Origin of the sequence: Butyricimonas hominis, assembly GCF_014287455.1 — a bacterium.
GTDB lineage: Bacteria > Bacteroidota > Bacteroidia > Bacteroidales > Marinifilaceae > Butyricimonas > Butyricimonas muris.
Window position 1 is genome coordinate 141,381 of the sequence record NZ_JACOOH010000006.1, and the last position, 26,981, is coordinate 168,361.

The 26,981-nt window shown below is 45.0% G+C and carries 21 protein-coding genes and 1 pseudogene; 12 read left to right on the forward strand and 10 right to left on the reverse strand.

Translation table 11 applies throughout. The features are described 5' to 3' along the window. Window positions 1-124: 124 nt before the first annotated feature. The 5 genes from H8S64_RS14160 to H8S64_RS14180 form a co-directional block, all read right to left on the reverse strand. The gene (locus tag H8S64_RS14160) at window positions 125-1,258 is read right to left on the reverse strand and encodes a FecR family protein (protein WP_186976835.1); all 1,134 of its coding nucleotides are present in this window, start codon (window positions 1,256-1,258) and stop codon (window positions 125-127) included. 49 nt (window positions 1,259-1,307) lie between these two features. Beyond that, window positions 1,308-1,814, reverse strand: coding sequence for a sigma-70 family RNA polymerase sigma factor (locus H8S64_RS14165; protein ID WP_141560884.1), 507 nt, complete (start codon window positions 1,812-1,814; stop codon window positions 1,308-1,310). A 184-nt stretch (window positions 1,815-1,998) separates the two neighbouring features. Then, a complete protein-coding gene (gene nagB / locus H8S64_RS14170) occupies window positions 1,999-3,927 on the reverse strand; it encodes a glucosamine-6-phosphate deaminase (RefSeq protein WP_186976837.1) in 1,929 nt (642 codons plus the stop codon). 24 nt (window positions 3,928-3,951) lie between these two features. Further along, window positions 3,952-5,136, reverse strand: a complete 1,185-nt coding sequence (locus H8S64_RS14175; protein WP_186976839.1) for an ROK family transcriptional regulator — start codon at window positions 5,134-5,136, stop codon at window positions 3,952-3,954. Between the two features lie 137 nt (window positions 5,137-5,273). Continuing rightward, entirely contained in the window at window positions 5,274-6,194 is a 921-nt protein-coding gene (locus H8S64_RS14180; protein WP_186976841.1) for a cation diffusion facilitator family transporter, read from the reverse strand. Between the two features lie 237 nt (window positions 6,195-6,431). Between H8S64_RS14180 and metK the strand changes: the two genes are divergently transcribed. Next, complete coding sequence (metK, locus tag H8S64_RS14185; protein WP_186976843.1) at window positions 6,432-7,718, forward strand: methionine adenosyltransferase; 1,287 nt, start codon at window positions 6,432-6,434, stop codon at window positions 7,716-7,718. 149 nt (window positions 7,719-7,867) lie between these two features. On the opposite strand, the gene H8S64_RS14190 is transcribed toward metK, so the two are convergent. Beyond that, window positions 7,868-8,557 carry a zinc metallopeptidase gene (locus H8S64_RS14190; protein WP_186976845.1) on the reverse strand — a complete coding sequence of 230 codons (690 nt, stop codon included), beginning with the start codon at window positions 8,555-8,557 and terminating at the stop codon, window positions 7,868-7,870. 177 nt (window positions 8,558-8,734) lie between these two features. Between H8S64_RS14190 and fusA2 the strand changes: the two genes are divergently transcribed. The 3 genes and pseudogenes from fusA2 (at window position 8,735) to H8S64_RS22585 (ending at window position 14,504) form a co-directional block, all read left to right on the forward strand. Then, a complete protein-coding gene (gene fusA2 / locus H8S64_RS14195) occupies window positions 8,735-10,894 on the forward strand; it encodes an elongation factor G2 (protein WP_186976847.1) in 2,160 nt (719 codons plus the stop codon). A gap of 238 nt (window positions 10,895-11,132) precedes the next feature. Further along, a pseudogene (locus H8S64_RS22800) lies at window positions 11,133-11,717 on the forward strand (ABC transporter permease); the annotation flags it as partial. Between the two features lie 1,077 nt (window positions 11,718-12,794). Further along, window positions 12,795-14,504 (forward strand): golvesin C-terminal-like domain-containing protein, encoded by a 1,710-nt coding sequence (locus tag H8S64_RS22585; protein ID WP_255469545.1) that lies wholly within the window; start codon window positions 12,795-12,797, stop codon window positions 14,502-14,504. An 84-nt stretch (window positions 14,505-14,588) separates the two neighbouring features. Here H8S64_RS22585 and H8S64_RS14205 read toward each other — a convergent pair whose 3' ends face one another. Then, on the reverse strand, window positions 14,589-15,053 hold the full coding sequence (locus H8S64_RS14205; protein WP_186976852.1) for a hypothetical protein: 465 nt from the start codon (window positions 15,051-15,053) through the stop codon (window positions 14,589-14,591). Window positions 15,054-15,266: 213 nt separating this feature from the next. On the opposite strand from H8S64_RS14205, the gene H8S64_RS14210 reads away from it, so the two are divergent. The 4 genes from H8S64_RS14210 to folK all read left to right on the forward strand — a co-directional run bounded on the left by H8S64_RS14210 (window position 15,267) and on the right by folK (window position 20,010). Beyond that, complete coding sequence (locus tag H8S64_RS14210) at window positions 15,267-15,986, forward strand: 16S rRNA (uracil(1498)-N(3))-methyltransferase (protein WP_186976854.1); 720 nt, start codon at window positions 15,267-15,269, stop codon at window positions 15,984-15,986. Window positions 15,987-16,414: 428 nt separating this feature from the next. Then, window positions 16,415-18,685, forward strand: coding sequence for an ATP-dependent helicase (locus tag H8S64_RS14215; protein ID WP_366482800.1), 2,271 nt, complete (start codon window positions 16,415-16,417; stop codon window positions 18,683-18,685). A 145-nt stretch (window positions 18,686-18,830) separates the two neighbouring features. After that, on the forward strand, window positions 18,831-19,463 hold the full coding sequence (locus H8S64_RS14220) for a DUF4290 domain-containing protein (protein ID WP_099290613.1): 633 nt from the start codon (window positions 18,831-18,833) through the stop codon (window positions 19,461-19,463). 67 nt (window positions 19,464-19,530) lie between these two features. Continuing rightward, window positions 19,531-20,010, forward strand: coding sequence for a 2-amino-4-hydroxy-6-hydroxymethyldihydropteridine diphosphokinase (gene folK, locus H8S64_RS14225; protein WP_186976856.1), 480 nt, complete (start codon window positions 19,531-19,533; stop codon window positions 20,008-20,010). Between the two features lie 40 nt (window positions 20,011-20,050). On the opposite strand, the gene H8S64_RS14230 is transcribed toward folK, so the two are convergent. Together H8S64_RS14230 and murA are read right to left on the reverse strand one after the other, a co-directional pair. Next, window positions 20,051-20,287, reverse strand: a complete 237-nt coding sequence (locus tag H8S64_RS14230) for a virulence RhuM family protein (protein ID WP_227216278.1) — start codon at window positions 20,285-20,287, stop codon at window positions 20,051-20,053. 94 nt (window positions 20,288-20,381) lie between these two features. Beyond that, complete coding sequence (murA, locus tag H8S64_RS14235; RefSeq protein WP_186976858.1) at window positions 20,382-21,689, reverse strand: UDP-N-acetylglucosamine 1-carboxyvinyltransferase; 1,308 nt, start codon at window positions 21,687-21,689, stop codon at window positions 20,382-20,384. Window positions 21,690-21,889: 200 nt separating this feature from the next. Here murA and sppA point away from each other — a divergent pair, with 200 nt between their 5' ends. The 3 genes from sppA to H8S64_RS14250 are packed head-to-tail and all read left to right on the forward strand — an operon-like array spanning window position 21,890 to window position 25,549. Next, on the forward strand, window positions 21,890-23,695 hold the full coding sequence (gene sppA, locus H8S64_RS14240; protein ID WP_186976860.1) for a signal peptide peptidase SppA: 1,806 nt from the start codon (window positions 21,890-21,892) through the stop codon (window positions 23,693-23,695). Between the two features lie 14 nt (window positions 23,696-23,709). Next, window positions 23,710-24,762, forward strand: a complete 1,053-nt coding sequence (gene lpxK, locus H8S64_RS14245; RefSeq protein ID WP_186976862.1) for a tetraacyldisaccharide 4'-kinase — start codon at window positions 23,710-23,712, stop codon at window positions 24,760-24,762. Further along, a complete protein-coding gene (locus H8S64_RS14250; RefSeq protein WP_186976864.1) occupies window positions 24,737-25,549 on the forward strand; it encodes a purine-nucleoside phosphorylase in 813 nt (270 codons plus the stop codon). The genes lpxK and H8S64_RS14250 overlap by 26 nt, the downstream gene beginning before the upstream one ends. Here the strand turns inward: H8S64_RS14250 and H8S64_RS14255 are convergent. Next, complete coding sequence (locus H8S64_RS14255) at window positions 25,544-26,041, reverse strand: 3'-5' exonuclease (protein WP_099290620.1); 498 nt, start codon at window positions 26,039-26,041, stop codon at window positions 25,544-25,546. The genes H8S64_RS14250 and H8S64_RS14255 overlap by 6 nt on opposite strands. 175 nt (window positions 26,042-26,216) lie before the next feature. Here H8S64_RS14255 and H8S64_RS14260 point away from each other — a divergent pair, with 175 nt between their 5' ends. Beyond that, on the forward strand, window positions 26,217-26,972 hold the full coding sequence (locus H8S64_RS14260; protein ID WP_099290621.1) for a Fic family protein: 756 nt from the start codon (window positions 26,217-26,219) through the stop codon (window positions 26,970-26,972). Window positions 26,973-26,981: the final 9 nt, after the last annotated feature.

The window sequence follows — 26,981 nt, forward strand, 5'->3', positions numbered from 1 at the left end:
TATAATTCATATACAAGAACACGCGTAATCAAAAATAGGGTACCCCCTTTTAAAAAAAATTAGACAAAAAAATAACAGCCGCAAACACGGCTGTTAAACAACACAAACACAATATACTAACCTGTTAATCTACAAATATCGTATTTCCCTCACGAGTAATTTTCATATCTCCCATCATATTCAATAATTTTAAGGCATTATCCACGGGCAAATCCCTTTCCGCCAAGAAATGCAAACGCAAATGCATAAATGTTTCATCCCGGAACACGACACGCACACCATACCACCTGCACAACTCCCGCATAATCTCCGCCAAAGACTCGTTATCAAAATAAAAATACCCTTCAATCCATAAATAAAAACTATCTGTGTCCACATTTTTAATCTCGAAAGAACCATCTTCCCTTAAAAACGCATCCTCTCCCGGACGAATAACCGCTTCCGCGGCAGAAACCTTATCCGTCACCCGGACGCTCCCCTGCAACAACGTCACGTGAGTATCCTCTCTGGAATAAGCACGCACGTTAAACTCCGTTCCCAACACCTCCGTCACCAGCTCCCCGACCTTCACTTTAAAAGGACGTGCCGCATCATGTGCCACCTTAAAAAAACCTTCTCCCTGCAACTCGACAACTCTCTCTCCTTCCGGGAAAACACTAGGGTACCTTAACCTACTCTCCGCGTTCAACCACACCCGGGTTCCATCCGACAAACACAATTGATAAAAACACCCGCTGGATGTCGAAAGCGTGTGCATTTCCATCTCTCGGTCCGGTTCTACAGGTTCATAAACCAACATCTTGCCACTATCGGAAGCCACCATGATATTACCCGGCAAACTATCCATTTTCGAATTCGAAAGAACCACCTTTCGTCCGTCACCCGTGCACAACACCACGTTCGAGAAAGAAGTGTCCGGCAAAAATGTAACAAACTCTCGTTGAACAGAAGGCTGGAAAGCAAACCTAAATATCCACAACAATAACAAAATACTTGCCGCCCCGCTCACGAAACCGACCAACAAACGTCTATACCTCTTCACCCGCTGTTTTCGTGCAAACTTACCCCACGCCTTATCCGAATCCGTTTCCAGCAACTCACGGACGAAATAACTTCTGCAATCTTCCAACAAACGCATATCACGTGCGCAGTCCGGATCCGATAACATCCTTTCCAGCTCCTCATCCTTGATTTGGGGATCATCCAAAGCATCCAACAACCTATCTGTTTTATCCATATCTTGCTTTATATTATCCATCTTCTAACCTTTAATAAATACACCTATCATCTTGTTTAGGGTACCCCCTTCATTCATTTTTTCCAAAAAACTCTTCTCTCAACAACTCCAAAACCCTCATCATGTGCTTCTTCACCGTATTTCTGCTAATTCCCAACAAATCCGCCGTTTCCAAATACGTCTTCCTATTAAAACAACATTCTTCCAACACTCTCCGAGTTTGAACAGGCAAAGTAGAGATCACCTTTTCCACACGCTTTATTCTATCCTCATCCTCTCCTGTCAAATCCTCCCCCTCTCTATCCGCTTTCATAAGCATTGCTGCATATTTATCGACCGCCTTGCGATGACGCAAATAATTCATGCTTCCATGTTTCACCCGCAAAACAAGAACTGCAAACAATTCATCTTTTTTGAGTTCCTTATACTTCTTCCATGCATACTCGAAAGCTTCACTCACCACATCCTCACTCGCATCCTTATCATTCAAGTAAGTATAAGCATACTGACACAAACGAGAATAGTTCTCCTTAAACATATTCTCGAACTCTCGCTCCAAATTTCGACGCCCCAACATAAATATCAAATATAAATCCTAAAGACAAATTAATACAATTTCATCGACATTTTGCAAAAACAAAACCATTTTCTTTCACCCCTCTCTCCATACGCAACCATTTAATGAGCTTCCACCGGCGAATAAAAAGAAACGGGATCCCGTAGAATCCCGCTCCCGCAAAAAAAATATAAAACACAACATATTATTTTTCATGCTTGTAACGGACGAAGACCTCCATCGCCTCGTATTCCGCCATCCCGATCTTGTTATACAAATCGGCCGTGTTACGATTGCGATCTTCCGCCCGCTGCCAGAACTCCCGCGGATCATCTCCCGGGTATGCCGGACCGTTATTCTGGGAACCGTGCCTGTAAATGGCTTCCCGTTTGATTGTCAATTCCGACGGGCTCACCGGTACAGCCATATCGACTTTCTCCATTTCCCATTCCAACCATGCCCCGCGGTACAACCATGTGTAACAATCCCGGAACCATTCATCCCCACTCACGACATCAAACGCCTGCATGATAGCCTCCAGACAAACGGCATGTGTCCCGTGCGGGTCGGCAAGATCCCCCGCCGCATATATCTGGTGAGGCCTAATCTCCCGCAACAATTTCACGATAATATCAATATCCCCATCTCCTAACGGCTTCTTCTTCACAGAACCCGTTTCGTAGAAAGGCATATTCAAGAAATGCACTCTCTCTTTCGGTATTCCCATAAACCGACAGGCTGACAACGCCTCTGCCGAACGCAGTGCCGCCTTGTACGGTAACAACTCCGGCGATTCGTTTTCCTCCGGTTTCCGGTTATGTATCTTGTCTTTCAAGCTTTTAAAACTCTCGTTCTCCATTCCCAAGTTACGAGAGAACATATCGGCAACATCCATCATCTGGTACAAATAATCGTCAAACACGGCGATATTCCCCGATGTCTGGTACGCCACGTGCACCTCATGCCCCTGTTCCACCAGACGCGCCTCGGTACCTCCCATGGAAATCACGTCATCATCCGGGTGCGGGCTGAAAATCAACACGCGTTTCGGGTAAGGATTCGCCCTTTCCGGACGGGTTGAATCATCGGCGTTCGGTTTCCCTCCCGGCCAACCGGAAATCGTGTGTTGCATATCGTTGAACACCTCGATATTCACTTTATTTGCCGAACCGAACAACTCTATCAAATCACTCAGACCATTCTCCTGATAATCTTTATCCTCGACCTTCAATATAGGCTTTTTCAATTTCTGGCACAAACGCAAAACCGCCTTACGAATCAGTTTCTTGTCCCAATCCACCTTGCTCACCAACCACGGGTAATCCGCTCTCGTCAATTCACCCGCCGCACTCTCGTCAATCACAAACTGCACGTCCGAATGCATCTGCAAAAAAGTGGCAGGCACCGTGTCCGACACCCGTCCTTCCACGGTAGCCTTGATGATCGGGGCTTTCTTCTCTCCCCACGCGAGCAAAACAACCCGTCTTGCTTTCATGATCGTCCCCACCCCCATGGTAATCGCTTTCGTGGGTACCAGATTCCGGCTCCCGAAATCCTTAATCGCGTCTTTAATCGTCAAGTCATTCAAGTAAACCTTTCTCGTGGTAGACGTGATAAAAGACCCCGGCTCGTTGAAACCGATGTGTCCCGTCCGACCGATACCCAGTACTTGAAGATCAATTCCGCCCTCCGCATCAATCGCTTTCTCGTAATCCTCGCAGAATTTCTCTATCTCTTCTTCCGTCTGTAAAGTACCGTCGGGTATATGAATATTTTTAGGATCAATATCTATATGATCAAATAAATGATGATGCATGAAATAATGGTAACTCTGCTCCGACTCTTTCGGCATCGGCAGATACTCGTCCAAGTTGAACGTCACCACGTTGCGGAAAGACAAGCCTTCCTCCCTGTGCATCCTCACGAGTTCTTGGTACAATTTAATCGGGGAAACTCCCGTCGCCAATCCCAGAACACACTTTTCACTGCTGGCAGCTTTGGTTCGCACCAAATCCGCGATTTCCCGGGCAACGGCTTTCACCGCCTCGTCCGCCGTTTCATAGATCTGAACGGGTATCTTCTCGAACCTGTCAGCTCCCTCTCCCTTCGCGATGTAGTTTTTTGTTATTACCATATTATTCCTCCTTTTATATACCGGTTAATAGAGTGAATAAACACTCTCCGAATCATCATACAAATGTTCCATCACAATCATCAACGTTCCCAGTATCGCCGAATAGCCTCCCAAGTTACTCATCACCAGCTCGCAATGATTGCGCATCCGTGCCAAAGCGTATTTATTTACCGCCTGTCGCACCGGAACGATCAGCAAATCCCCCGCCTCCGTGACTTCACCCCCGATCACGACCATATCCGGGTTAAACAGGTGTATCATCGCGGCAATCCCTTCGCCCAACTTCTCGCCCGCCTGATGCAACACCTCGATTGCCGAAATATCGTCTTTTCCGGCGGCATCTATAACGGCTTGCAACGACCTCCCCGCCACTTTCTCGATTGCCCGACCGGAAGACACCGTTTCCAAGCATCCGATTTTCCCGCAATGGCAAGGCGCATCCAGTCCCGAAATACGGATATGCCCGAACTCTCCGGCCATCCCGATTCCCCCGCGATACAACTTGGAGTTCAAAATCATTCCCAAACCGATACACTCGTTTACGCTAATACAAAGAACATTGTTTATATTTTTCGCTATCCCGAACGTGTGTTCCGCCATTGCCATCACGTTCGAGTCATTATCGATAAACACGGGCATCCCCAACATTTCTTCCAGAATGTCCTTCAAACCGGGACGTTCGTACGTCAGATAAGTATAGGTATTCCCTTCCCGGTCTATCAATCCCGGAAGCGCAACCCCGCACATTTTGATCTTCGCGCGGTCAACACCCAATTTCTCGATAACCTCGTCAATTCTCTCCTTGATATATTTCAGCGTGACGTCATCATCCTGTCCTTCCAATATGGACGGGTATTCCAGAATCCCCTCTATCGGCTCGTTTTGCAGGTTAAAAATAGCTATTCGCAAATACTCGCGCCCTATATCCACGCCCAGTATATAGGCAGCATCGGGATTCAATGAAAAAACATGAGGACGTTTCCCCCCGATAGAATTTCCGCATCCCCGGTCAACAACCCAACCTTCCTCCATCAACTCATCAATCATCTTACCGACCGTGGGAGTAGTCACGTTTGTCAACCGACAGATTTCAGGCTTCGACAACTCGCCCATCTTGTAAAGGAAGCCGATAATCGCCTTCTTCTGCAAGTACCGTTTCTCCTTCAAGCCCGGTAAAAAACCTTTATTTATGGTGTTCGAGTCGTTCATAATTTCATCTATCCGAAGAATTCATCATTATCACACCACAAATATACAAAATACTTTCTAAAATATTTACGAAAGTATCACTCAAAATGAAAAATATTTTTCTTACTACATAACTTTTACCCGTTATTCAAAACATGCTATTCATCCGGGCAACTGTAACAACCTTCCGATTCGTACTCTATCTCGACGGTCAAGTGGTCGATTCCCATCTCTTTCAACTTATCGACAGCCTCGTGCTTTACCTTGATAACATCTTCCCGCGAGGCAACGTCCGGGACAATCAAATGAGCGGAAGCGATATTCTTCTCCCCGTCCAACGTCCACACGTGCAGGTCATGCACTTCCTTCACTCCCGACACCCCCTCCAGAACAGGCTTCACCTTATCTTCCGGTATACGTTCCGGCGTCGCTTGCAGAAGAATCCGGAAAATAGCGTACAGGTTGCGACACACGTTTGTCAGGATAAAAATACCGATACACACGGACAGAAGCGGGTCTATGAAATACCATCCCGTGTAACGGATAACCAAGCTGCCGACCAGTACCGCCAACCACCCCAGCACATCTTCCAGTAAATGTAGCATCACGGCACGCTGGCTGATGGAATTTCCCTTCATCAGACGCAACGCCGCAAAACCGTTCACCGCCAACCCCGCGATAGCCAACCACATCATCCCCGAATAATTCACCTCGGCAGGATGAAAAAGACGGGGTATCGTCTCCATAAAGACAAAAACAGACCCGACGAGCAACACGATAGAATTAATCAAAGCTCCCAAGGTTGAAAACCGCTTGTACCCGTAAGTAAATGTCCGGGTTCTCCGTTTCTTCGAGTATCGTTCCAAGAAAAAAGATACCCCTATCGAAAAAGCATCCCCGAAATCATGGACGGCATCCGATATAATCGCTACCGAATTCGTCCACACGCCCCCGATAATCTCGATAACAGCGAAACCTAAATTCAAGAAAAAAGCGATACCCAAATTCTTCGTACTATCCCCGTGAGAATGATTGTGACCTGCATGTGAATGTCCCTCGTGCGAATGTTCGTTCTTCATGGCTACTTATTTTTTGTAAAAATACTCAATTCTTCCATGAATGGTTTCATTTCATCGAGAAAATAATTACCTTTGCACCCGATAAAAGTGGAAAGATTTGGCTGATTGCAACCACGGAAAAAAAGTGCTAAAACGCAGAATAATTCTGAATTCAACCATCCATGTACTTTCCTATAGTTTAATTTACGATTTATGATTCAATCTAAAATCTAAAATCCTTAAATCTAAAATTAATTTATGGGATACTTATTTACATCTGAATCCGTATCGGAAGGACATCCGGACAAAGTGGCAGACCAGATTTCGGATGCCGTGCTAGACAAAATCATCGCGTTCGACGCGGACGCCAAGGTTGCCTGCGAAACACTGGTAACCACGGGACAAACCGTCATCGCAGGAGAAATCAAAACGAAAACTTACGTAGACGTGCAACAAATCGCCCGTGACGTGATCAACCGCATCGGTTACACCAAAAGCGAATACATGTTCGACGGGAACAGCTGCGGAGTCCTCAGTGCCATTCACGAACAATCTCCCGACATCAACCGGGGAGTGGTACGCGAAGACCCGATGGAACAAGGAGCCGGCGACCAAGGCATGATGTTCGGTTACGCTTGCAGCGAAACGGATAACTACATGCCGCTAGCTCTCGAGTTATCACACCTGCTGTTATTCGAGCTCGCCCGAATCCGCAAGGAAGGACAGGAAATGACCTACCTGCGCCCGGACTCGAAATCACAGGTAACCATTGAATACGGCGACGACAACAAACCCGCCCGTGTTCACACGATAGTGATCTCCACCCAGCATGATGAATTTATCCGTGCCAAAGAAACATCACCGGAAGCCCGGCTTGAAGCTGACGCCCAAATGGTGGATCAAATCCGTTGGGACATCATCAACATTCTGCTTCCGAGGGTAAAACAACAATTGCCGGAACGCGTGCAAGCCCTGTTTGACGAGAACCTGATTCTCCACGTCAACCCCACGGGCAAATTCGTAATCGGCGGTCCTCACGGGGATACCGGGCTTACCGGAAGAAAAATTATCGTTGACACTTACGGCGGCAAAGGCGCACACGGCGGCGGCGCGTTCTCCGGCAAAGACCCTTCCAAAGTAGACCGTTCAGCCGCTTACGCCGCCCGTCATATCGCTAAAAACATGGTTGCGGCAGGCATCGCCGACGAAATATTAATTCAAATCTCCTACGCCATCGGTATCGCCCGTCCCGTGGGAATATTCGTGAACACTTACGGCACGGCAAAAGTAAACCTGAGCGATTCCGCTATTGCCGGGAAAATCGAACAACTTTTCGACCTTCGCCCGAAAGCCATCGAGCAACGCTTGAAACTCCGTAACCCGATCTATCAGGAAACGGCAAGCTACGGCCACATGGGAAGAACTCCCAGAACCGTGAAAAAAGTATTCACCTCGAACTATTGGCCGACTAAAGAAGTAGAAGTCGAACTTTTCACGTGGGAAAAACTCGATTACGTCGAAAAAATCAAAGAAGCCTTTTTATAAAAAAAACGAGAGGGAATGCCTCTCGTTTTTTTTAGTTCGTAAAGTTCATAAAGTTTATAAAGTTCGTAAGGTTCATAGTTCGCAAGGGCTCTGAGAACCGAAAATTCAACTTTATAAACTTTATGAACCTTATAAACTTTATAAACTCATTAATCTCTTCTTCCCAAATAAATCATTATATAATATAATAAGGTCGCCAAAGAACCGAGAGCCGCGATCACGTACGTGTAAGCCGCCCATTTCAAGGCATCTTGAGCCTTCTCCTGTGACTCGTAAGTAGTGATTCCGGAATTGCGCAACCAAGCCAACGCCCGGTGACTGGCATCAATCTCCACGGGCAACGTGACAAAACTAAACAAGGTTGTCATGGCGAACAAACAGATTCCGAACAACAACAATTGCGGAAACCTCTCCACCAGCAAAATACCCGCCAGCAAAATCCATTGCATCCACCGGGAAGCGAAACTCACCACCGGCACCAAAGACGAACGCAATTTTAACATACTATAAGCCTGCGCGTGTTGCAAGGCATGACCGCACTCGTGTGCCGCCACTGCCGCGGCTGCCACATTGGCACCGTAATACACCTCGTGGCTCAAATTAATCGTTTTATCCGTCGGGTTATAATGGTCGGTCAATTGTCCCTCCACGCTACCGATTTTCACCCCTTGCACACCATTATCCCTCAACATCTTCTCCACCACGTCCCTCCCGGTCATCCCGTTGGCGGTAGGTATCTGAGAGTATTTTTTAAAACGGACTTGCAGCTGGTGGCTTATCAACCAGCTCACGATGACAAACCCGATAAATATAATCCAAATTAAAGCGTATCCTGTCATAAATCTATTAAATTAAAATTCACTTCAAATATATACAAAAAACAGACCATTCCCCCCGTTGATAAATATTTTTAGCAAGAATGACATAAACTATTGCTTTTTAATAAAATCTTCACTAATTTGTAACCCTCGAATTATTTGAACAGTTATATACGTTATTAACTAAACTGTATTATAATGAAGACCTATAAACCTAACGAAATTAAAAACATCGCGCTGGTGGGTAGTGCCGGGTCCGGCAAAACCACGTTAGCGGAATCCATGATGTACGAGGGCGGGGTCATCCCGCGCAGAGGTAGCATTAGTGCAAAAAACACTTCATCCGACTACCGTCCGGTAGAACAGGAATACGGATCATCAGTATTCCCGGCTGTACTATACACGGAGTGGAAAGAGCACAAGCTCAATTTTATTGACACCCCGGGTGCAGACGATTTTGTCGGAGGAGTTATCTCTGCGCTGAACGTTGTCGATACCGGAGTAATGGTCATTAATGCCGTTAGAGGTGTCGAGGTAGGAACCGAAATCATCGCACGTCACGCGAAAAGACTCAACAAACCGTTGATTTTCGTTATCAACCAAGTAGATCACGAGAAAGCGAATTTCGACCACACGATGGAACAAGCGAAAGCCGCTTTCGGTTCAAAAGTCGTGCAAGTACAATACCCCGTGAACCCGGGACTCGGATTCAACCGGGTAATTGACGTTTTAAAGATGGAAATGTACCAATGGAAACCCGAGGGCGGCAAACCGGAAGTACTCCCCATCCCCAAAGAAGAAGAAGAGAAAGCTCACGAACTGCATAACGCATTGATCGAGGCTGCCGCCGAGAACGACGAGCAACTCATGGAATTATTCTTCGAGAAAGGCTCGCTAACAGAAGACGAGATGCGCACGGGAATCCGTAAAGGACTCATCGCACGGGACATGTTCCCCGTGTTCTGCGTGTCGGCAGAGAAAGACATGTGCGTGCGTCGTTTCATGGAATTTGTTATCAACGTGGCACCGAGTGCCGGCAGTATGCCCCCGTCCATCACGGAAGACGGTCAGGAAATTCCTTACGACGAAAAAGGCCCGACCTCCCTATACATGTTCAACACCACGGTAGAGCCTCATTTGGGAGAAGTGATTTATTTCAAAGTGGCTTCCGGCACGGTACATGAAGGTGACGATCTATATAATGCCACCAACGACAGTAAAGAACGTATCTCCACGCTATACGCGGTAGCCGGGAAAAACCGTGCGAAAGTACCTGAAATGATGGCAGGAGATATCGGCGCCACCGTTAAACTGAAAAACACGAACAACGGCGACACGCTGAACGAGAAAGACGTTCATTACAAATTCGGTCAAATCCAATACCCGAATCCCCGTTTCAGAACAGCCGTACGTGCCGCCAACACGAGCGACGAAGAAAAACTCGCCGAAGTACTGCAACGTATTCATCAGGAAGACCCCACGTTCCTCGTGGAATATTCCAAGGAATTGAAACAAATGATTATCTCCGGTCAGGGAGAATTCCACCTGAACACGATGAAATGGCGCATCGAGCACAACGACAAGTTGGAAATCGAATTTTACCCGCCAAGAATACCGTATCGCGAAACCATCACCAAATACTCTTACGCCGACTACCGCCACAAGAAACAATCGGGAGGTGCCGGACAATTCGGAGAAGTACATCTCGTGATAGAACCTTATGCCGAGGGCATGCCCGCCCCGACCATGTACAAAATCAACGGTGTCGACAGCAAAATTTCAGTGAAAGATACCGAAGTCGTTGAATTGCCGTGGGGTGGGAAACTGGTATTCTACAATTGTATCGTGGGTGGTGTCATCGACGCCCGCTTCATGCCGGCAATCTTGAAGGGTATCATGGAGAAAATGGAAGAAGGCCCGCTTACCGGCTCATACGCCCGCGACATCCGTGTCAGCGTGTACGACGGCAAGATGCACCCCGTGGACTCAAACGAAATCTCGTTCAAACTTGCCGGACGCAATGCCTTCAGCGCCGCGTTCAAACAAGCCGGCCCGAAAATCCTTGAACCTATCTACGACGTGGAAGTCCTCGTTCCGGACGAATACATGGGTGACGTGATGGGCGACCTCCAAACCCGTAGAGCCATCATCATGGGAATGGAAGCCGACTCCGGGTTCCAGAAACTAATGGCGAAAGTACCGTTAAAAGAAATGCAACGCTACTCCACGGCATTAAGTTCCATCACCGGGGGACGCGCCTCCTTCACGATGAACTTCTCCGGCTATGAAAAAGTTCCGTCAGAAGTTCAGGATGAGCTGCTGAAAACTTACCAAGAAGAGAAGGCAGACGAAGATTAATTACAGATACATAAATTCAACTTACACGACTCCAACTATTTTGAGTGTATTCAAAATAGTTGGAGTTTCTTTACTTGCGAACAAGTGGAACAATACTAATTACACGGAATAACAGCCACTAAATTTCATTATTCCCGGAGCAATACATCAATTTTACATATTAGTAATACAAAAACAAATACATTTGTATATATTTGTATCATCACATGCTCAAAACTTGCAAACAATACATTAATCTATGACACACGAGAAACAAACAGAAGAATTGTCTAAAAACAAAATTCTTAATTTACATGTCATTCATTATAACATAAAACTCTTGCTAAGAAGCAAGTTCTTGATCATCTATTTTCTTTTCACGTATGGGATCATTATATATGCACAAATACGAAACCAAAGTAATATTTTCTATTCTTCCAGCTTGGATGAATTAAACTTCTCCTCGTTTATTCCATACATGAATACTTTCCTCTTCTCTATTTTTCTAACACTCCCGTTAATTGTCTTCGGATCATACTTTTTGTACAAAGAACGCAAAATCGACACATTAGAAACAATATACTATCGCCCGATAAGTAACACGAAATATATACGGGGAATCTGTTTTGCATTTATTTGTGTCTTTGGTGGAGTTGCCACATTACTTCTGTTATTAACCATGTTCACGCATGTATTTACCAGTTCTGCACCTTTCAATATATTACATTATTTATTTTATCTGCTCACGCTACTTGTCCCCACCATTATATTTATATTGGGACTCTCGTTTTTCATGGTTACTTGGATAAAAAACCACATACTAAGTATTATTATTCTTTTGGGATACGTGTTTTTCACCGTATTTTACATTACAGATTATCAATCCGGCCTTCTTGACCCGTTCGGGATCACGCTTCCCAATACATTCTCTGACATCACGGGACACCCGAATATAACAAATTATCTTCTCCAACGCGGTTGCTGGCTTTTCCTTGGCTTAGGATTAATTCAATTGACCGTGCTTAACTTTCCCCGGCTTCCCAATCATCCCTCAAAAAAACAGAGGCTCTACATCACAGTAACTCTCATCACAATCGGACTTCTCTCCGGTATCACCTTTTTCATTTCAAACCAATGTTCACTCTCACTCCGTCATACTTATTCTGACATCTATAACAAATTTACATCCGCCCCCAAAGCAACATTACTATCGCAAAACATAAAATACGAGCAAACGCATAAAAAAATGTCAGTAAATTCCGAATTACTCGTACAAAACCTATCGGGAAAAATACTTGATGAAATTATCCTCTATCTTAATCCCGGTTTAAAAATCACTTCGCTGACTTCTAACGGAATACCCCTACCTTATGAACGCAAGCAGCAAGTCATTATTATTAAAAACCAGCTCCTTGTCAATGATTCAATAGAGTTTCAAATATCATACGAAGGACGAGTCGATGAAAATTTATGCTATTTGGATATCCCGGACAAAGCAATCACGAATACAAGTGATAAAATGTATTTAGCGAGTCGCCACGGGAAACATTACGCGTACCAAGAAAAAAACTTCACTTTACTAACCCCGGAAGTTTCATGGTATCCAACAACGGAACCTCCCGTAAATCCACATTCACCACACGAAACACCTAAAAATTTCACGAATTATACATTACAAGTATCACCCACCGGAAAAAACAAAGCAATCTCACAAGGGAAAAAATCATTTAACAGCAAATACACCGTTTTTAAAAATGAATATCCACTCACCGGTATTTCACTCTGTATCGGGGATTACATAACTCGTAGAATCACAGTTGACTCAATCACATACGAACTTAATATCTTTAACAAACACGCCCACTTATTCAAAAATTTCGGGAAACACAAAGATTTCTCTCTCGTGGACTTAATACGACAAGTGAAACATGTAGCAGAAGTTACCACAGGAAAAAACTATCCCTACAAACGATTTATCCTCACCGAAACCCCTGTCAATTTCACCTCTTATTTTCGTAACGCGCAAGGGGGAAGTGAATTCGTTCAACCGGAACTGGTATTCTACCCGGAGCGAGGATTCGGCACACCAATTTCTCCAAGCAAAAAAACAACCGACGAACAAAGTTCAAGTATTCAAAATTTCCTATTAAAAGAAAACAACATTCAACACTCGTTTTCATGGGAAAATATTCTGGCACTATATTCAAGAAAAAAAAAGCTACTTTATCCTGATTCTTTCGAGTATTCGAAAAACCTGCATTTGATTTTCCCGCTTTTTATCAATCAAATGACATACCTGTATTCAAGCGAATGCCCCTGCATCAATACCATCGTCAACATCACTTTAATTGACAACAACGCGACAAGCACAGACGGACGCAAACATATATTACCGAGAACAGAGTTTCAAGCCATAGAATATCTTTCCGGCAAGAGTCTGAAAGAAGCTTTGCAAGACGAGCACATCGAATCACCTGTTCTTGATGCCATTCTAGTATTAAAAAATCGGGAATTGGTAGATATTCTCAACACACGAGGCATACCCCAAGATAGCCTCATATCATTTTTGAACACTTTTATCACCCGGTATCAATTTCAAAAAGTGAATTTCCAGCTGCTCAACGAAGAATTCAAAGCAAAACACCACATCGATTGGGAAGAAATTATCCCTATATGGTACAATTGCAATCAAATTCCAACCTATTTTATTCAAAACACCTATTACACTATTATCAAAACAACAGACGGACGCCACCGGAGTAATGTCAAATTCAGCATTTTCAACAATAGCAACGTAGACGGCATCATAAATATCGAAAGTAAAACCTTACCACCCGGTGGTTTGACCGCATTGCGACAGGCTCTTGACGAAAAGAAAAGAGCACACCTCATTAAATATCAAGCGATTGAAATCAAAGCCAACACGGGAAAAGAATTCTCTTTCATGGTGGACAACTTACGCGCAATAAGTCTAAACACGAACATTTCAGGAAATATCCCGAACCGGATTCAAATTAACAGCACCCCTAATGCCTTCTCATCCGATACGACACAATATACACGTGATCTTACTAAAGAACATTTTCTAACAACACCTGACGAAACTATCGTGGATAACACCGATCCCGGATTCAAAACGACACAATACTCCGGTAAATTACGAGCTCATCTGAAAAATGATATCCATACATGGGAAAAGTACGAGAACTTCAAATCTCAATGGATAACAACTTCCCCCGATACATGGAAACAATATATCCATCAAGAAGCCTATGGTTTCCCGATTCGAAGTTACATGTACAAAAAAGTGAAATCCAGCAACAAATCTGCAGCAGAATGGAAAACCAATCTCGACAGGGAAGGAATGTTCGAGATTCTGGTCTATATACCGGAAAACTATATTCCAGCTAATAATCGTTTAAAATCCTATATACAAAAATATGGAATTTTTTTCCATGACAAGCAGGAAGAACTCTCGTACATTAATATGAATCAAAATCAAGGCTGGCACTCTTTAGGTTCATTTTATTGCACACCCGGAGAGCATAAAATATTTCTTTACGATGAAGGTGACGAGGAGCAAATTCTCATTGCGGACGCCATCAAATGGGTATATAAAAACACGAAATAACACTGACAAAACGTGATTATACATTAGATACCGTAAAAACAAATATTCCAACAATTCTAATGTATAATCATTTTTCAATCCATATCATTTACTTATTTTCACTTTTGTTTTACCCGCCGCAATTACTTTTGAGCCATCATAAAACAAAATCTCCATACTCCCCGGCAATCCGTCCATAAAAGTATAATCCGGCATAAAAAACGTAAATCGACATATCAAATCTCTTCCCATTTTTAAAGGCAATTCCGCATTTACAATATGAGCCGAATAATCATTTTCCGGCATAGGAATATTAAACGTCACTCCTAACATTGTGATTCTTGCCTCGATTCCAAGACGATATACATCAAATGGAGCTTCCGCACAAATATACATTTCTAGCGAACTTCCCAATTTTAAAATCAAAGGGTCCCCCTCGTGTTGACCATCCACGTTCCAATATATAAAACTAGGAGTACCGGGCACTTCATCGAAAATAATAGCACGTGCGGTATAAAAAACACCACAACTTAAAACGACAATAAACGCTAACAATTTAATTTTTTTCATACTAATTTGTTTTAGATTAATAATCATATTTGCAAATATATTAAATCTCAATGAATAACTCAACATAAATATATCACATTAGTAAAATAATTACAATATATAATCACAACACTAAACAAGAAAAGAACGTACGCTTAAAAATATTATTATCGACTGCAATTGTGTCTTATCAAGCCTTTTTATACCTTTGCCCCGTCATTAAAACACGGAACTATGCACCTATTTTACACGCCGGACATCACGGGCAATGAATACACGCTACCGGAAGAAGAATCAAAACACTGCATCAAAGTACTTCGCCTCGAAGCGGGTGACCGAGTATCGCTAATCGACGGTAAAGGGGGATTCTACACCTGCGAGATCATCCAGCCGAATGCCAAGCGCTGTGAAGTCAAGTGCATCGAGAAAATAGAACATTACGGGCAACGGGAGTTCCGCGTACATATCGCCATTGCCCCGACCAAAAACATCGAGCGCATCGAATGGTTCCTCGAGAAATGCACGGAAATAGGAATCGACGAGATCACCCCGCTACTCTGCGAACACTCGGAGCGAAAGATCATCAAACCGGACAGACTGGAAAAAGTAATCGTTTCCGCCATGAAACAATCGCTGAAAGCCTACCTTCCCGAGCTTCACCCGATGACACCCTTCGACGATTTCGTGCAGGCACGGCGGGAAGGCGTAAAATGTATCGCCCACTGTGACGAGGACAACAAAAAACGACTGGACGAAGCCTATCTCCCCGACCAGCCGATCACCATACTAATCGGTCCCGAGGGCGACTTTTCCAGCCGGGAAATAGAACTTGCCAAAAACAACGGCTTTATCCCCCTGACACTGGGCGAAAGTCGCCTGCGCACGGAAACCGCAGGCATCGTGGCTTGCCACAGCATCAATTTCATACAGGAAACCCGAGTAAAACACGACTGACAAACGGCATCTTCCCTTACTTGGCTATAACTTTTCCTACCCGCAAATTAGGGATATACTACCCCATTAGGCGGTTAAAAGGCGACAATTGGCAGACTATTGGGCGGGATCGCCCACTCTTCGCCTACTTATAGCCCACTCTTCGCCCACGTTTTAGTAAAAAATACGCTTTTTTAACTTGGGCGAAAAATCCTCGTTCCGTAGCAATACACGACCAAAATTTTAACAAGTTTTACCCGACACCGGAGCTTAACCCTAGCATAACCGTTATGCCTCCCTCACTCAAGCCAAAGAGAGTGAGATAAATATTCCCCGCATAAATGCTCCTTCGGAACAAATTGTAAATTTTCACGCGATACACCAGTCGATATGGAAATGATTTTATATTTTTGCACGACTAATTCAAGATTCCAGAAAACTCAAAAATCGTGGACTTTATTAACGAATTGAACGAGAACCAGAGAGAGGCTGTTGTAAACACGGAAGGCCCCACGCTTGTGATTGCCGGTGCAGGATCGGGAAAGACAAGGGTATTGACATATCGCATCGCTAACTTGCTGAGCAAAGGCGTACCCGCCTACCGTATTTTGGCGCTAACCTTCACGAACAAAGCGGCACGCGAGATGCAAAAACGTATTGCCACGCTCGTCGGACAAGGAAATGCCTCCAACTTGTGGATGGGGACATTTCACTCCATCTTCTCGAAAATCTTACGGGTGGAAGCCGAACATCTCGGGTACACGTCCAATTTCACGATATACGATTCGCAGGATTCCAAGAACCTGATCAAATCGATCGTTAAAGATTTAAGACTGGATGATAAGGTATATAAACCGAACGACGTGCTGGGACGAATCTCCATGGCTAAAAACAATCTGGTCGTAGCGCAGGCGTACGCCCAATCGGCAAAAATCGTGGCTGCCGATCAAGCGGCGAAAAAACCGATGATCACGGAAATATACAAGTATTACCAGTTACGATGCCGCCAAAGCGATGTCATGGATTTTGACGATCTGTTGTTGCAAACCAATATATTGTTCCGTGACTTCCCGGAAATACTTGAAAAATACCAGAAGAAATTCGATTACATTCTGGTCGACGAGTATCAGGATACCAATTACTCGCAATACCTTATTATCAAGAAACTCGCGGAACAACACAAGAATATATGCGTGGTCGGGGACGACGCGCAAAGTATTTATTCTTTCCGGGGCGCCCGTATCGAGAACATTCTGAATTTCCGAAACGACTACCCCGGCTACAAGCTCTGCAAACTGGAACAGAACTATCGCTCCACGACCACCATCGTGGACGCGGCGAACAGTATCATCAGCCGGAACAAGGAGCAGATACCCAAAAAGACTTTCTCGGAAAACGAGGAAGGCGACAAAATACGGGTAATGAAAGCCATGTCGGACAAAGAAGAAGGTTTCCAAGTCGCCCAAGAGATATTCCGCATCTCCCAGAACGAGCAAGCGGAATTTAATGACTTTGCCATCCTTTACCGGACAAACGCGCAATCCCGTATCATGGAAGAGGCCTTGCGCAAAAGAAATATTCCTTACAAAATATACGGGGGACTCTCTTTCTATCAAAGAAAGGAGATCAAAGACCTGTTGGCATACCTTCGCCTGACCGTCAACCAGAATGACGAGGAGGCCTTGAAGCGAATCATCAATTATCCCAAAAGAGGTATCGGCGACACGACCGTGGACAAACTCAAGGAAGTCGCCCTGAAATACAACGCGAGCATCTGGACGGTACTCTGCAACTTGAACAAAGTACCCGGCGTGGTTTCTGCCGCGACGGCTGCCAAACTGACGCATTTCAGGCAATTGATCGAGGGCTTTACCGAGTTGGCAAAAGAAGAAAACGCGTACGACACGACTTACCGTATTGCCAAAACATCCGGTATCATCGACGATCTATCCACTGACGATACCCCGGAAGGCGTATCCCGAAAGGAAAATATACAGGAGCTGCTAAACGCGGTGAAAGACTTCAGCGAAACGGCTTACAACGAGGGACGGGATGATAAACTCCCGTCGTTCCTCGAGGGAGTTGCCTTGTTGACTGACCAAGATAGCGAAAAACCGGAAGACAACAACAAGGTGACGCTGATGACCATTCACTCGGCGAAAGGATTGGAATTCGAGAATGTCTTTATCGTGGGCATGGAAGAAGACCTCTTCCCCGCTCAACAAAGCGCTTATACCCCCGCGGCTCTGGAAGAAGAAAGACGCCTGTTTTACGTGGCACTGACCCGCGCGGAGAAAAAAGTGGTCATGACATACGCCACCACCCGCTACAAGAACGGGAACGTGGTGTACCCGCAACCGTCACGATTTATCGCGGAAATCGACCCCGTGTATCTGGAAGGTTTTTTCACCCCCACCCGCTCGCGGGAAGACCGGCAATTGCAAGTGCCGGGACGCGTGACGAGGATGGCAAAACCGACTTTATCCCCTCAGCCGAACGTGGAAATACCGGATGTGGACACCTCCAGATTGCAAGCGATCAGCGGCGACACGGTAGTACCCGGAATGATTATCTATCACCCGAATTTCGGGGCGGGAAAGGTCATCACGCTCGACGGATTGGGGGTAAACAAAAAAGCTAAAGTGCTATTTGCCAAGCATGGTCAGAAAGTACTTTTGTTAAAGTTTGCAAAACTATACGTGCAAGGGGATACAAATTAACGACTTATAAATAAAAAGTATTATATTTGCGGCATATTCTAAATATCTATAATTACATGCGAGGGAGTTTTATTCCGGTATAGCGAAATGATTTTTCCGGCGTTTCCCCATAAATAACTAATTTAAATACAAAACATATCCTGTAATGGACTATAATAGCCAAAGAAAAAAACTGATTCTTCCGGAATATGGGAGAAATATTCAAATAATGATTGACCATCTGGCAACAATAGAAGATAGAGACGAACGCACCCGTGCAGCCAGAACGATTATCAGCGTGATGGGAAACTTGTACCCGCATTTACGCGACGTGCCGGATTTCAGGCATAAACTGTGGGATCACTTGATGATCATGTCGAATTTCACGTTGGATATCGACTCCCCCTACCCGCTTCCCGATAAAGCCATTCTGGAAGAAAAGCCGGAAAGGCTGCCGTACAGCAAACACCGTATCAAATATAAACATTACGGATTGCTCACCGAAAAACTAATCGAGAAAATCAAAGAAACAGAAGACCCTGAAATAAAGAGAGTTCTTACCGTATTGACGGCAAACCACATGAAAAAATCGTTCCTCACGTGGAACAAAGACTCCGTGGAAGACGAACAAATCTATTGTGATATAAACACGTTGTACGGTGGTAATATCGAAATGCCGGAAGGAATGACATTATCTCATTCTAAAGACTTGTTGCAGAAGACAAATAAAAAACCTTCCAACAACAATAATAATAACAGGCAACAAAAGAATAGAAAGTTCAATTACAAGAAACACTAATTTGTTTTAGATTTCAGGCTGAGGTAACTCAATCTAAAATCTAAAATCTAAAATCTAAAATTAGTACATGCTGGTAACTCTTATTTTCGGGGGAAATCAAGGTGACCGGAAAGCACTCATTGATGAAGCGGTAAAAGAAATGTCGAAGCTCGGGAAGATCGAAACTCGTTCTTCCCTCTACGAAACCGCCCCTTGGGGATTTGAATCGGAGAATACCTTTTACAATCAAATCGTGACCTACAACACGGAATTATCCCCGGAAGAAGTTCTCGACAAATGCCAGCAAACCGAACAAAAACTGGGAAGGGTACGCGCGGGAGTACAATTCTGTTCCCGTACCATGGATATCGACATACTGTTCTGTGACTCACGGATCATCGACACCCCCCGTCTGACAGTACCTCATCCCAGAATGGCACAACGCAATTTTGTCCTGTGCCCGTTAAATGAAATCATGCCGGACTTCATGCATCCCGTTCTCCGTAAAAAAATATCCGAACTCCTGCAAGAAAGTCCGGATACTTTAAAAGCCGAAATAATTTTGTAATTTACGATTTTAGATTTATGATTTTAGATTACAAAAATCTTCATAGAGTATCCTTCAATCTAATATCTAAATTATAATATTCCGTTTGTTTAGTTTGTGTTTTGCCTTCCATTGCACCATGCCGAGTGGTAGTCGCAAATTTTGCGACTACCACTTGTCCTTCCAATTCTTCATGCATAACATTGTTGATATGTTTACCAATGGTCTTTACATCTCTATCAAACAATACAGACATCTGCTGACGATTGAGCCATACTGTTTTTTCTTCTGTTGACACGGGAACTTCCAATACAGTCCCCGCATCCTTGAAGAACGCAATCTTATTTTTCCATATTGTTGTTCATATTCAACAACTTACACACTGTAATCAATTACACCATTCTCTTGATCTCCGCCCCGATAGCGTTCAGTTTCTCGTCGATATTTTCATACCCCCTGTCGATCTGATCGATATTGTCAATCACGCTCTTTCCCGGTGCGGAGAGGGCAGCGATCAACAAGGCGATTCCGGCACGGATATCCGGAGAGGTCATTTTCGTGGGACGCAGTTGCGACTCGTGGTTTTGACCGATAACCGTGGCGCGGTGCGGGTCACAAAGAATGATCTTTGCTCCCATGTCGATTAACTTATCCACGAAAAACAAACGGCTCTCGAACATCTTCTGGTGAATCAGCACACTACCCCTAGCCTGCGTTGCCACAACCAAAAAGACACTCAACAAGTCGGGTGTCAAACCCGGCCACGGGGCATCGGCAACCGTGAGAATGGACCCGTCGATAAAGTCCTCTATCATGTAATGCTCTTGACGGGGGATGTATAAATCATCGTCCCGTTCCTCGATGCGGATTCCTAACTTGCGGAAAGCATTCGGGATAATTCCCAACTGGGGAATGGCGCATCCCTTGATCGTGATCTCCGAACGCGTCAAAGCGGCCAACCCGATGTAACTACCGATTTCAATCATATCCGGCAAACAACGGTGACGGCAACCGTGAAGACTCTCGACACCCTCGATAGTCAACAGATTGGAAGCAATCCCCGAAATACGGGCTCCCATGGCATTCAACATCTTGCAAAGTTGTTGCACGTAAGGTTCACAAGCCGCATTATATATAGTCGTAACCCCTTCGGCGAGGACTGCCGCCATCACGATATTCGCGGTTCCGGTCACCGACGCCTCGTCCAGTAACATATAAGCCCCCTTGAGCTTTTGTGCCGACGCCTTAAAACACCCGGACACCCCGTCATACTCGAAAGTAGCCCCCAACTTCTCGAAGCCCAAAAAATGGGTATCCAGACGACGACGCCCAATCTTGTCCCCACCCGGCTTCGGCACCAACCCGAAACCGTGGAGCGCCAACAAAGGTCCGAGAATCATGATGGAACCGCGCAAACTGGATGCCTTATGGTAGAAATCTTCCGTTTCCAAGTACTTCAAATCGACATTGCAAGCCTTGAAGGAGTATTCCCCTTTTTGCAATCGCTCCACCTGCACACCGATACCTTTCAGCAACTCGATCAACTTGATCACGTCCAGTATCTCCGGTATATTGCTAATCACTACTTCTTCTTTCGTCAACAGGCAGGCACATATCACCTGCAACGCTTCATTCTTCGCTCCTTGAGGGACCAGTTCGCCCTTTAACCGCTTCCCTCCTATAACTTCAAACTTACTCATTCCGTATCTATTTTGTTCCGACGTAAAACTATCAAAAAATAGACGAGAAACAAAACAACACCAATTTTAAATTTGCATGACCAAAATTATTGCATACATTTGTGAAAATCATTTTTTATTGAAAAATGATTCTCACGTACCCAATATAAAAAGCTAACTCGTTTATTGTATAATAAATAATTAACGACTAAAATTACATTATGAAAAGCTTTCTAAAGTATCTATTAGCGACCGTCATCGGCGTATTTATCGTGAACATATTCATGCTCATTATCTGCATGGTAATGTTCATCAGTTCTGTCAGCCTCATCAGTTTTGCCGGCAGCAAGAGTGTTACTGTCACGGACAATTCTATTCTGAAATTATCCTTCAGCGATCCAATACCGGACAGAGCTTCCGATAACCCGTTAGAAAATCTGAATATCATGTCTTTATCCATGAACAAACAAACCGGGTTAAATAAAATACTGAAATACATCGAACAAGCCGGGAAAGACGACCGGATCAAGGGAATCTATCTTGACTTGACGGAAATAAAATCCAACTTCGGGGCACTCGCCACGATTGATGAGATTCGGGACGCGCTATTGAAATTCAAAGAAAGCGGAAAATTTATTTATAGCTACTCGAACTTGGGATACGACCAGAAAAGTTACTATCTGGCAACCGTTGCCGACAGTATATTCGTGAACCCGGAAACCCCGTTATTACTCACGGGAATGTCCGCCAACGTATCGTTCTACAAGGATCTGTTGAAGAAAATCGGCGTCGAACCGGAAGTTATCCGTGTAGGGAAATTCAAATCGGCAGTAGAGCCTTTCCTACAAGATCACATGAGCGACGCCAATCGTGAACAAGTGCAAACCTACTTAAATTCTCTCTGGGGAAATATCATCAAGGGAATTTCAGTAACCCGTAATATACCGGTAGAGAAAATCACTCGACTGACAAACGAGTTTCAAGTATATCCTGCCGAGGAATTCGTGAAAGAAGGCTTCTTCGACGGCACTCTCTACGAATACGAAATGCTCCGCAAATTGAACACGGCTTGTGGCATTCCGGACTCTACCCAATTATCCATGATCACGCTCGATAAATATCAAAGAGCCGTACTCCCGACCATTAACCTTGCCAAAGACAAGATTGCCGTTATCTACGCGCAAGGGGATATCGGTTTCCAACAGTCAGCTACAAGCATCGGACCGGAATTAGCGCAAACCATACGCAAGGCCCGGGAGGATAAAAATATAAAGGCTATCGTACTACGTGTAAACTCACCGGGGGGAAGCGCCTTGACATCCGATATCATCTGGAAAGAAGTTCAGCTTGCCGCCCAAGAGAAACCGCTCATCGCGTCGATGGGAAATGTTGCCGCTTCCGGCGGATATTACATCTCCTGTGCTGCCGACACGATCGTTGCCGATCCCACGACATTAACCGGTTCCATCGGGATATTCGGGTTGCTGTTTAGCGGGGAGAAATTGATAAAGGATAAATTAGGAATCAATTCCGACGTGGTAAAAACCAACGACCACAGCGATTTCGGCGGTGGTTACCCGTTACCTATACCAATCAGCGACAGACCGATGACCGCCTACGAGAGAAACGTGATGCAAAACTACATCAACCGGGGATATGATACATTTCTAGACCGGGTTAGCCAAGGACGCCACATGACGAAAGAGGAAGTGAACGAGATCGCTCAAGGGCGCGTATGGACCGGAGAGGACGCCTTAAAAATCGGGTTGGTTGACGTGCTGGGCGGTTTGAACGACGCCATCCAAATTGCCGCCGCGAAAGCCGGTCTGACGGAATACCAGATCACGGAACTCCCGACGGAGCGCAACCCGCTTGAAGATATCCTGTCCAACCTTACCGAAACGGTAAAAGCAAAAATTGTCAAAGAAGAGTTGGGCGATTTCTATGATATATACCGGAGTCAAAAAGAATTACTAAAAATAAACGGTATGGTAGCCAGAATACCTTACGATCTCACTTTTAACTAAAGCGAATGTAGAACATGGTGCTCAAATATCTTACTTTATGGCCATTAAGCGTCCTGTACGGTCTAGGTGTCAGCGTCAGAAACAGACTATTTAACTTAGGCATACTGGAGTCTCACGAATTTGATATTCCCATCATCTGCGTTGGAAATATCACCGTGGGCGGTACAGGCAAGACTCCCCACACGGAAGCCTTAATCAACGTGCTGAAAAACGACTACCGGGTAGCTTGCCTGAGCCGGGGCTATAAACGTAAAACGTCCGGTTTCGTGCTGGCAACGGAGACATCGACTGCCAGCGAAATCGGTGACGAGCCCATGCAAATAAAAAACAAATTCCCGGATATCACGGTCGCCGTTGATGCCAACCGGGTGAGAGGCATCAAGAAACTGATGCAATTGCCGGAGAAGCCGGATGTTATCGTTCTGGATGACGGTTTTCAACACCGGTACGTGAAAGCGGATATCAATATTTTGTTGATCGACTACAACCGCCCGATATACGAAGACCACCTCCTGCCCTTGGGACGCCTCAGAGAGAAAGCAAGCGCCAAAGACAGGGCAAACTACGTGATCGTGACAAAATGTCCGCCTAACATTTCTCCCATCGAGAAGCGGATTATTTTGAAACACTTGAACTTGATGGCTTACCAGCAATTGCTGTTCACCACGATGAAATACGGGGACATCACCCCGCTGGATAAAACCAGCCGTTGCTCCGTTACCCCGGACAGCGCTATCCTGTGTGTAACGGGAATCGCCCAACCGGCCCCTTACATCGAGTATCTTGAAAAATTAACCAAACAAATACACCAAATCGCTTTCCCCGACCACCACAATTACCGGGACGGGGATATTCACCGTATCATTCAGGAATACGACAAAATCAGCAACCCGAACAAATACATCTTCACGACAGAAAAAGATGCCGTGCGGTTAGCCTTGAGTAATATCCCGGATGAAATCAGACAACGGATATTCTATGTTCCCATCGAACCGGAATTTCTGACATCACAAGACCAACTCATTAAAAATATATACAACTATGTTAGACAAGATAAAAGAAAGTAGCCGATACTTGGCACCTTATATCAAAGGAGAACACACGATCGGGATTATCTTGGGTACCGGATTGGGAGAACTCGGGAAATCCATCGAAATAGAACACGCCATTCCTTACATGGCCATCCCTCATTTCCCCGTATCCACGGTACAGGGACACCGGGGACAATTGCTTATCGGAACATTCGGGGGCAAGAAAGTGATCGCCATGCAAGGACGTTTCCATTATTACGAGGGCTATTCCATGCAAGAAGTAACCTTCCCCGTGAGAGTCATGCACGCCTTGGGTGTAAAGACATTGTTCGTGTCGAATGCCGCCGGGGGCGTGAACACGAGTTATCTCGCGGGCGACCTTATGATCATCCGGGATCATATCAACCTCTTTCCCGAACACCCGCTCAGGGGTAAGAATATCGACGAATTGGGTCCCCGGTTTCCAAGCATGGCGGAAGCATACAGTACCCGCCTGATCAAGCTCGCCGAGGAAGCCGGGAAAAAACTGGATATCAAATTATGGAAAGGCGTCTACGCCGGACTGCAAGGTCCCTCGTTCGAAACCCCGGCGGAGTACAATTGGATTCGCGTTATAGGCGGGGATGCCGTGGGAATGTCTACCGTACCGGAAATCATCGTGGCACGCCACATGGGGATGGAATGTTTCGGCATGTCCGTCATCACGAACAGTACCGCCACTCCGGATTTACTCGACACCAATCACGCGGAAGTACAAGACGTGGGCAACCACGCCCAACCACGCATGGGAGCCATATTCAAGGAAATTATCAGCCGATTATAAACGGCCGAGTTCTATCATGATTTTAGCAGCACCACGGGCATCACTCAATGCCTCGTGGTGATTCAGTTCTATCCCGAAATGCTCGCACAACGTGTTCAGTTTATAATTAGGTAAACCTTTTACCAATTTTCGGGAGAGTCGGCACGTGCAATACGATTGGGGCATCGGGATATAGATGTCCGACCGCTCCAGACAAGCCTTCAAAACACTCATATCAAACCCGGCATTGTGAGCAACCAACGCCTCCGTGTCAAAATACCGCCCCATCTTTCCCCACAAATCGTAAAATGAAGGAGCGTCTTCCACCATCGCGGGGGTAATGCCGTGAATCCCGATAAATTTCCGGTAAAAATAAAACGGTTCCGGTTTTATCAAATGCGAAAACTCATCCGCGATAACACCGTCACGCACCACGACTATCCCGATAGAGCAAGCACTCGTCGGGTGGTGGTTAGCCGTTTCAAAATCTATTGCCGTAAAATCCTTCAACATACTTTATTCTTTAAGCAGCATACGCTTGGTGAATCATAATCAAGCATACAAAAATACGATATTATTGTCAATATCCACCCCTGTATTGTCAACAGATAATCTCATCTATCAAATAAATATAAAAACAAAACTAAACCGACAAATACCACGTACCAAATAGAAAAAATGAACGATTATGTGGCAAGAACTATGTAGAACAAGAGAAGAATATCTCGGAAGAGCCAAACTGGCAACAAAAGGTTATTCCCCAAGAAGAGTGGAAACCTTGCTTTACGAGATTGCCCGTCTGGACGGGATGGATATAAAGAAACAAGATTTTTTCAATATCTTGAATGACATCGAGATTTCACCCAAGGTAGAGCGGGAAACCGTACTACGGATAAAAGACTTGAGCAACGCTTTTCTCTTCCTCATGAAATGTGCCCAACAGCGCAAGCGGCTTTCGTCCGATTTCGTTCGGGAGGTCAGTGCCAAAGTAATGCACCATACCGGGAAAGAAGAAACGACTCCCGTGGGCAGTTACGATACCTCTTTGGGAGATTTCCGCTTAGGTGAAGAATACTACGAAGAAGGCGTCACGGCAAACTATGATCAAATACCGGACAAACTGGACAGCCTGTGTAAAGAAACAAACGAGAAACTGAATAACGTTCATGATATACTTACCGTAAAATTGGGAGCAGACTTTCATTATTATTTTTCCCATATCAAGCCTTTCGGGGCGGCAAACATCACTGTTGCTTTATTATTCATGAACTACATACAGATGATGTTCCTTGAACCCTTGATTATCATTCCGGGCGAGGACAAGGCAAAATACCTCGCGGCTCTAAAGATGCAGAAAGACAACCCGACACCGGAAGTCTTCGAGCGCTTCGTGGGGGAAGAATTGCTGAAAAACTTAAGGAAGGAAGTGGTCCCGCAAAAATGATATAATCCA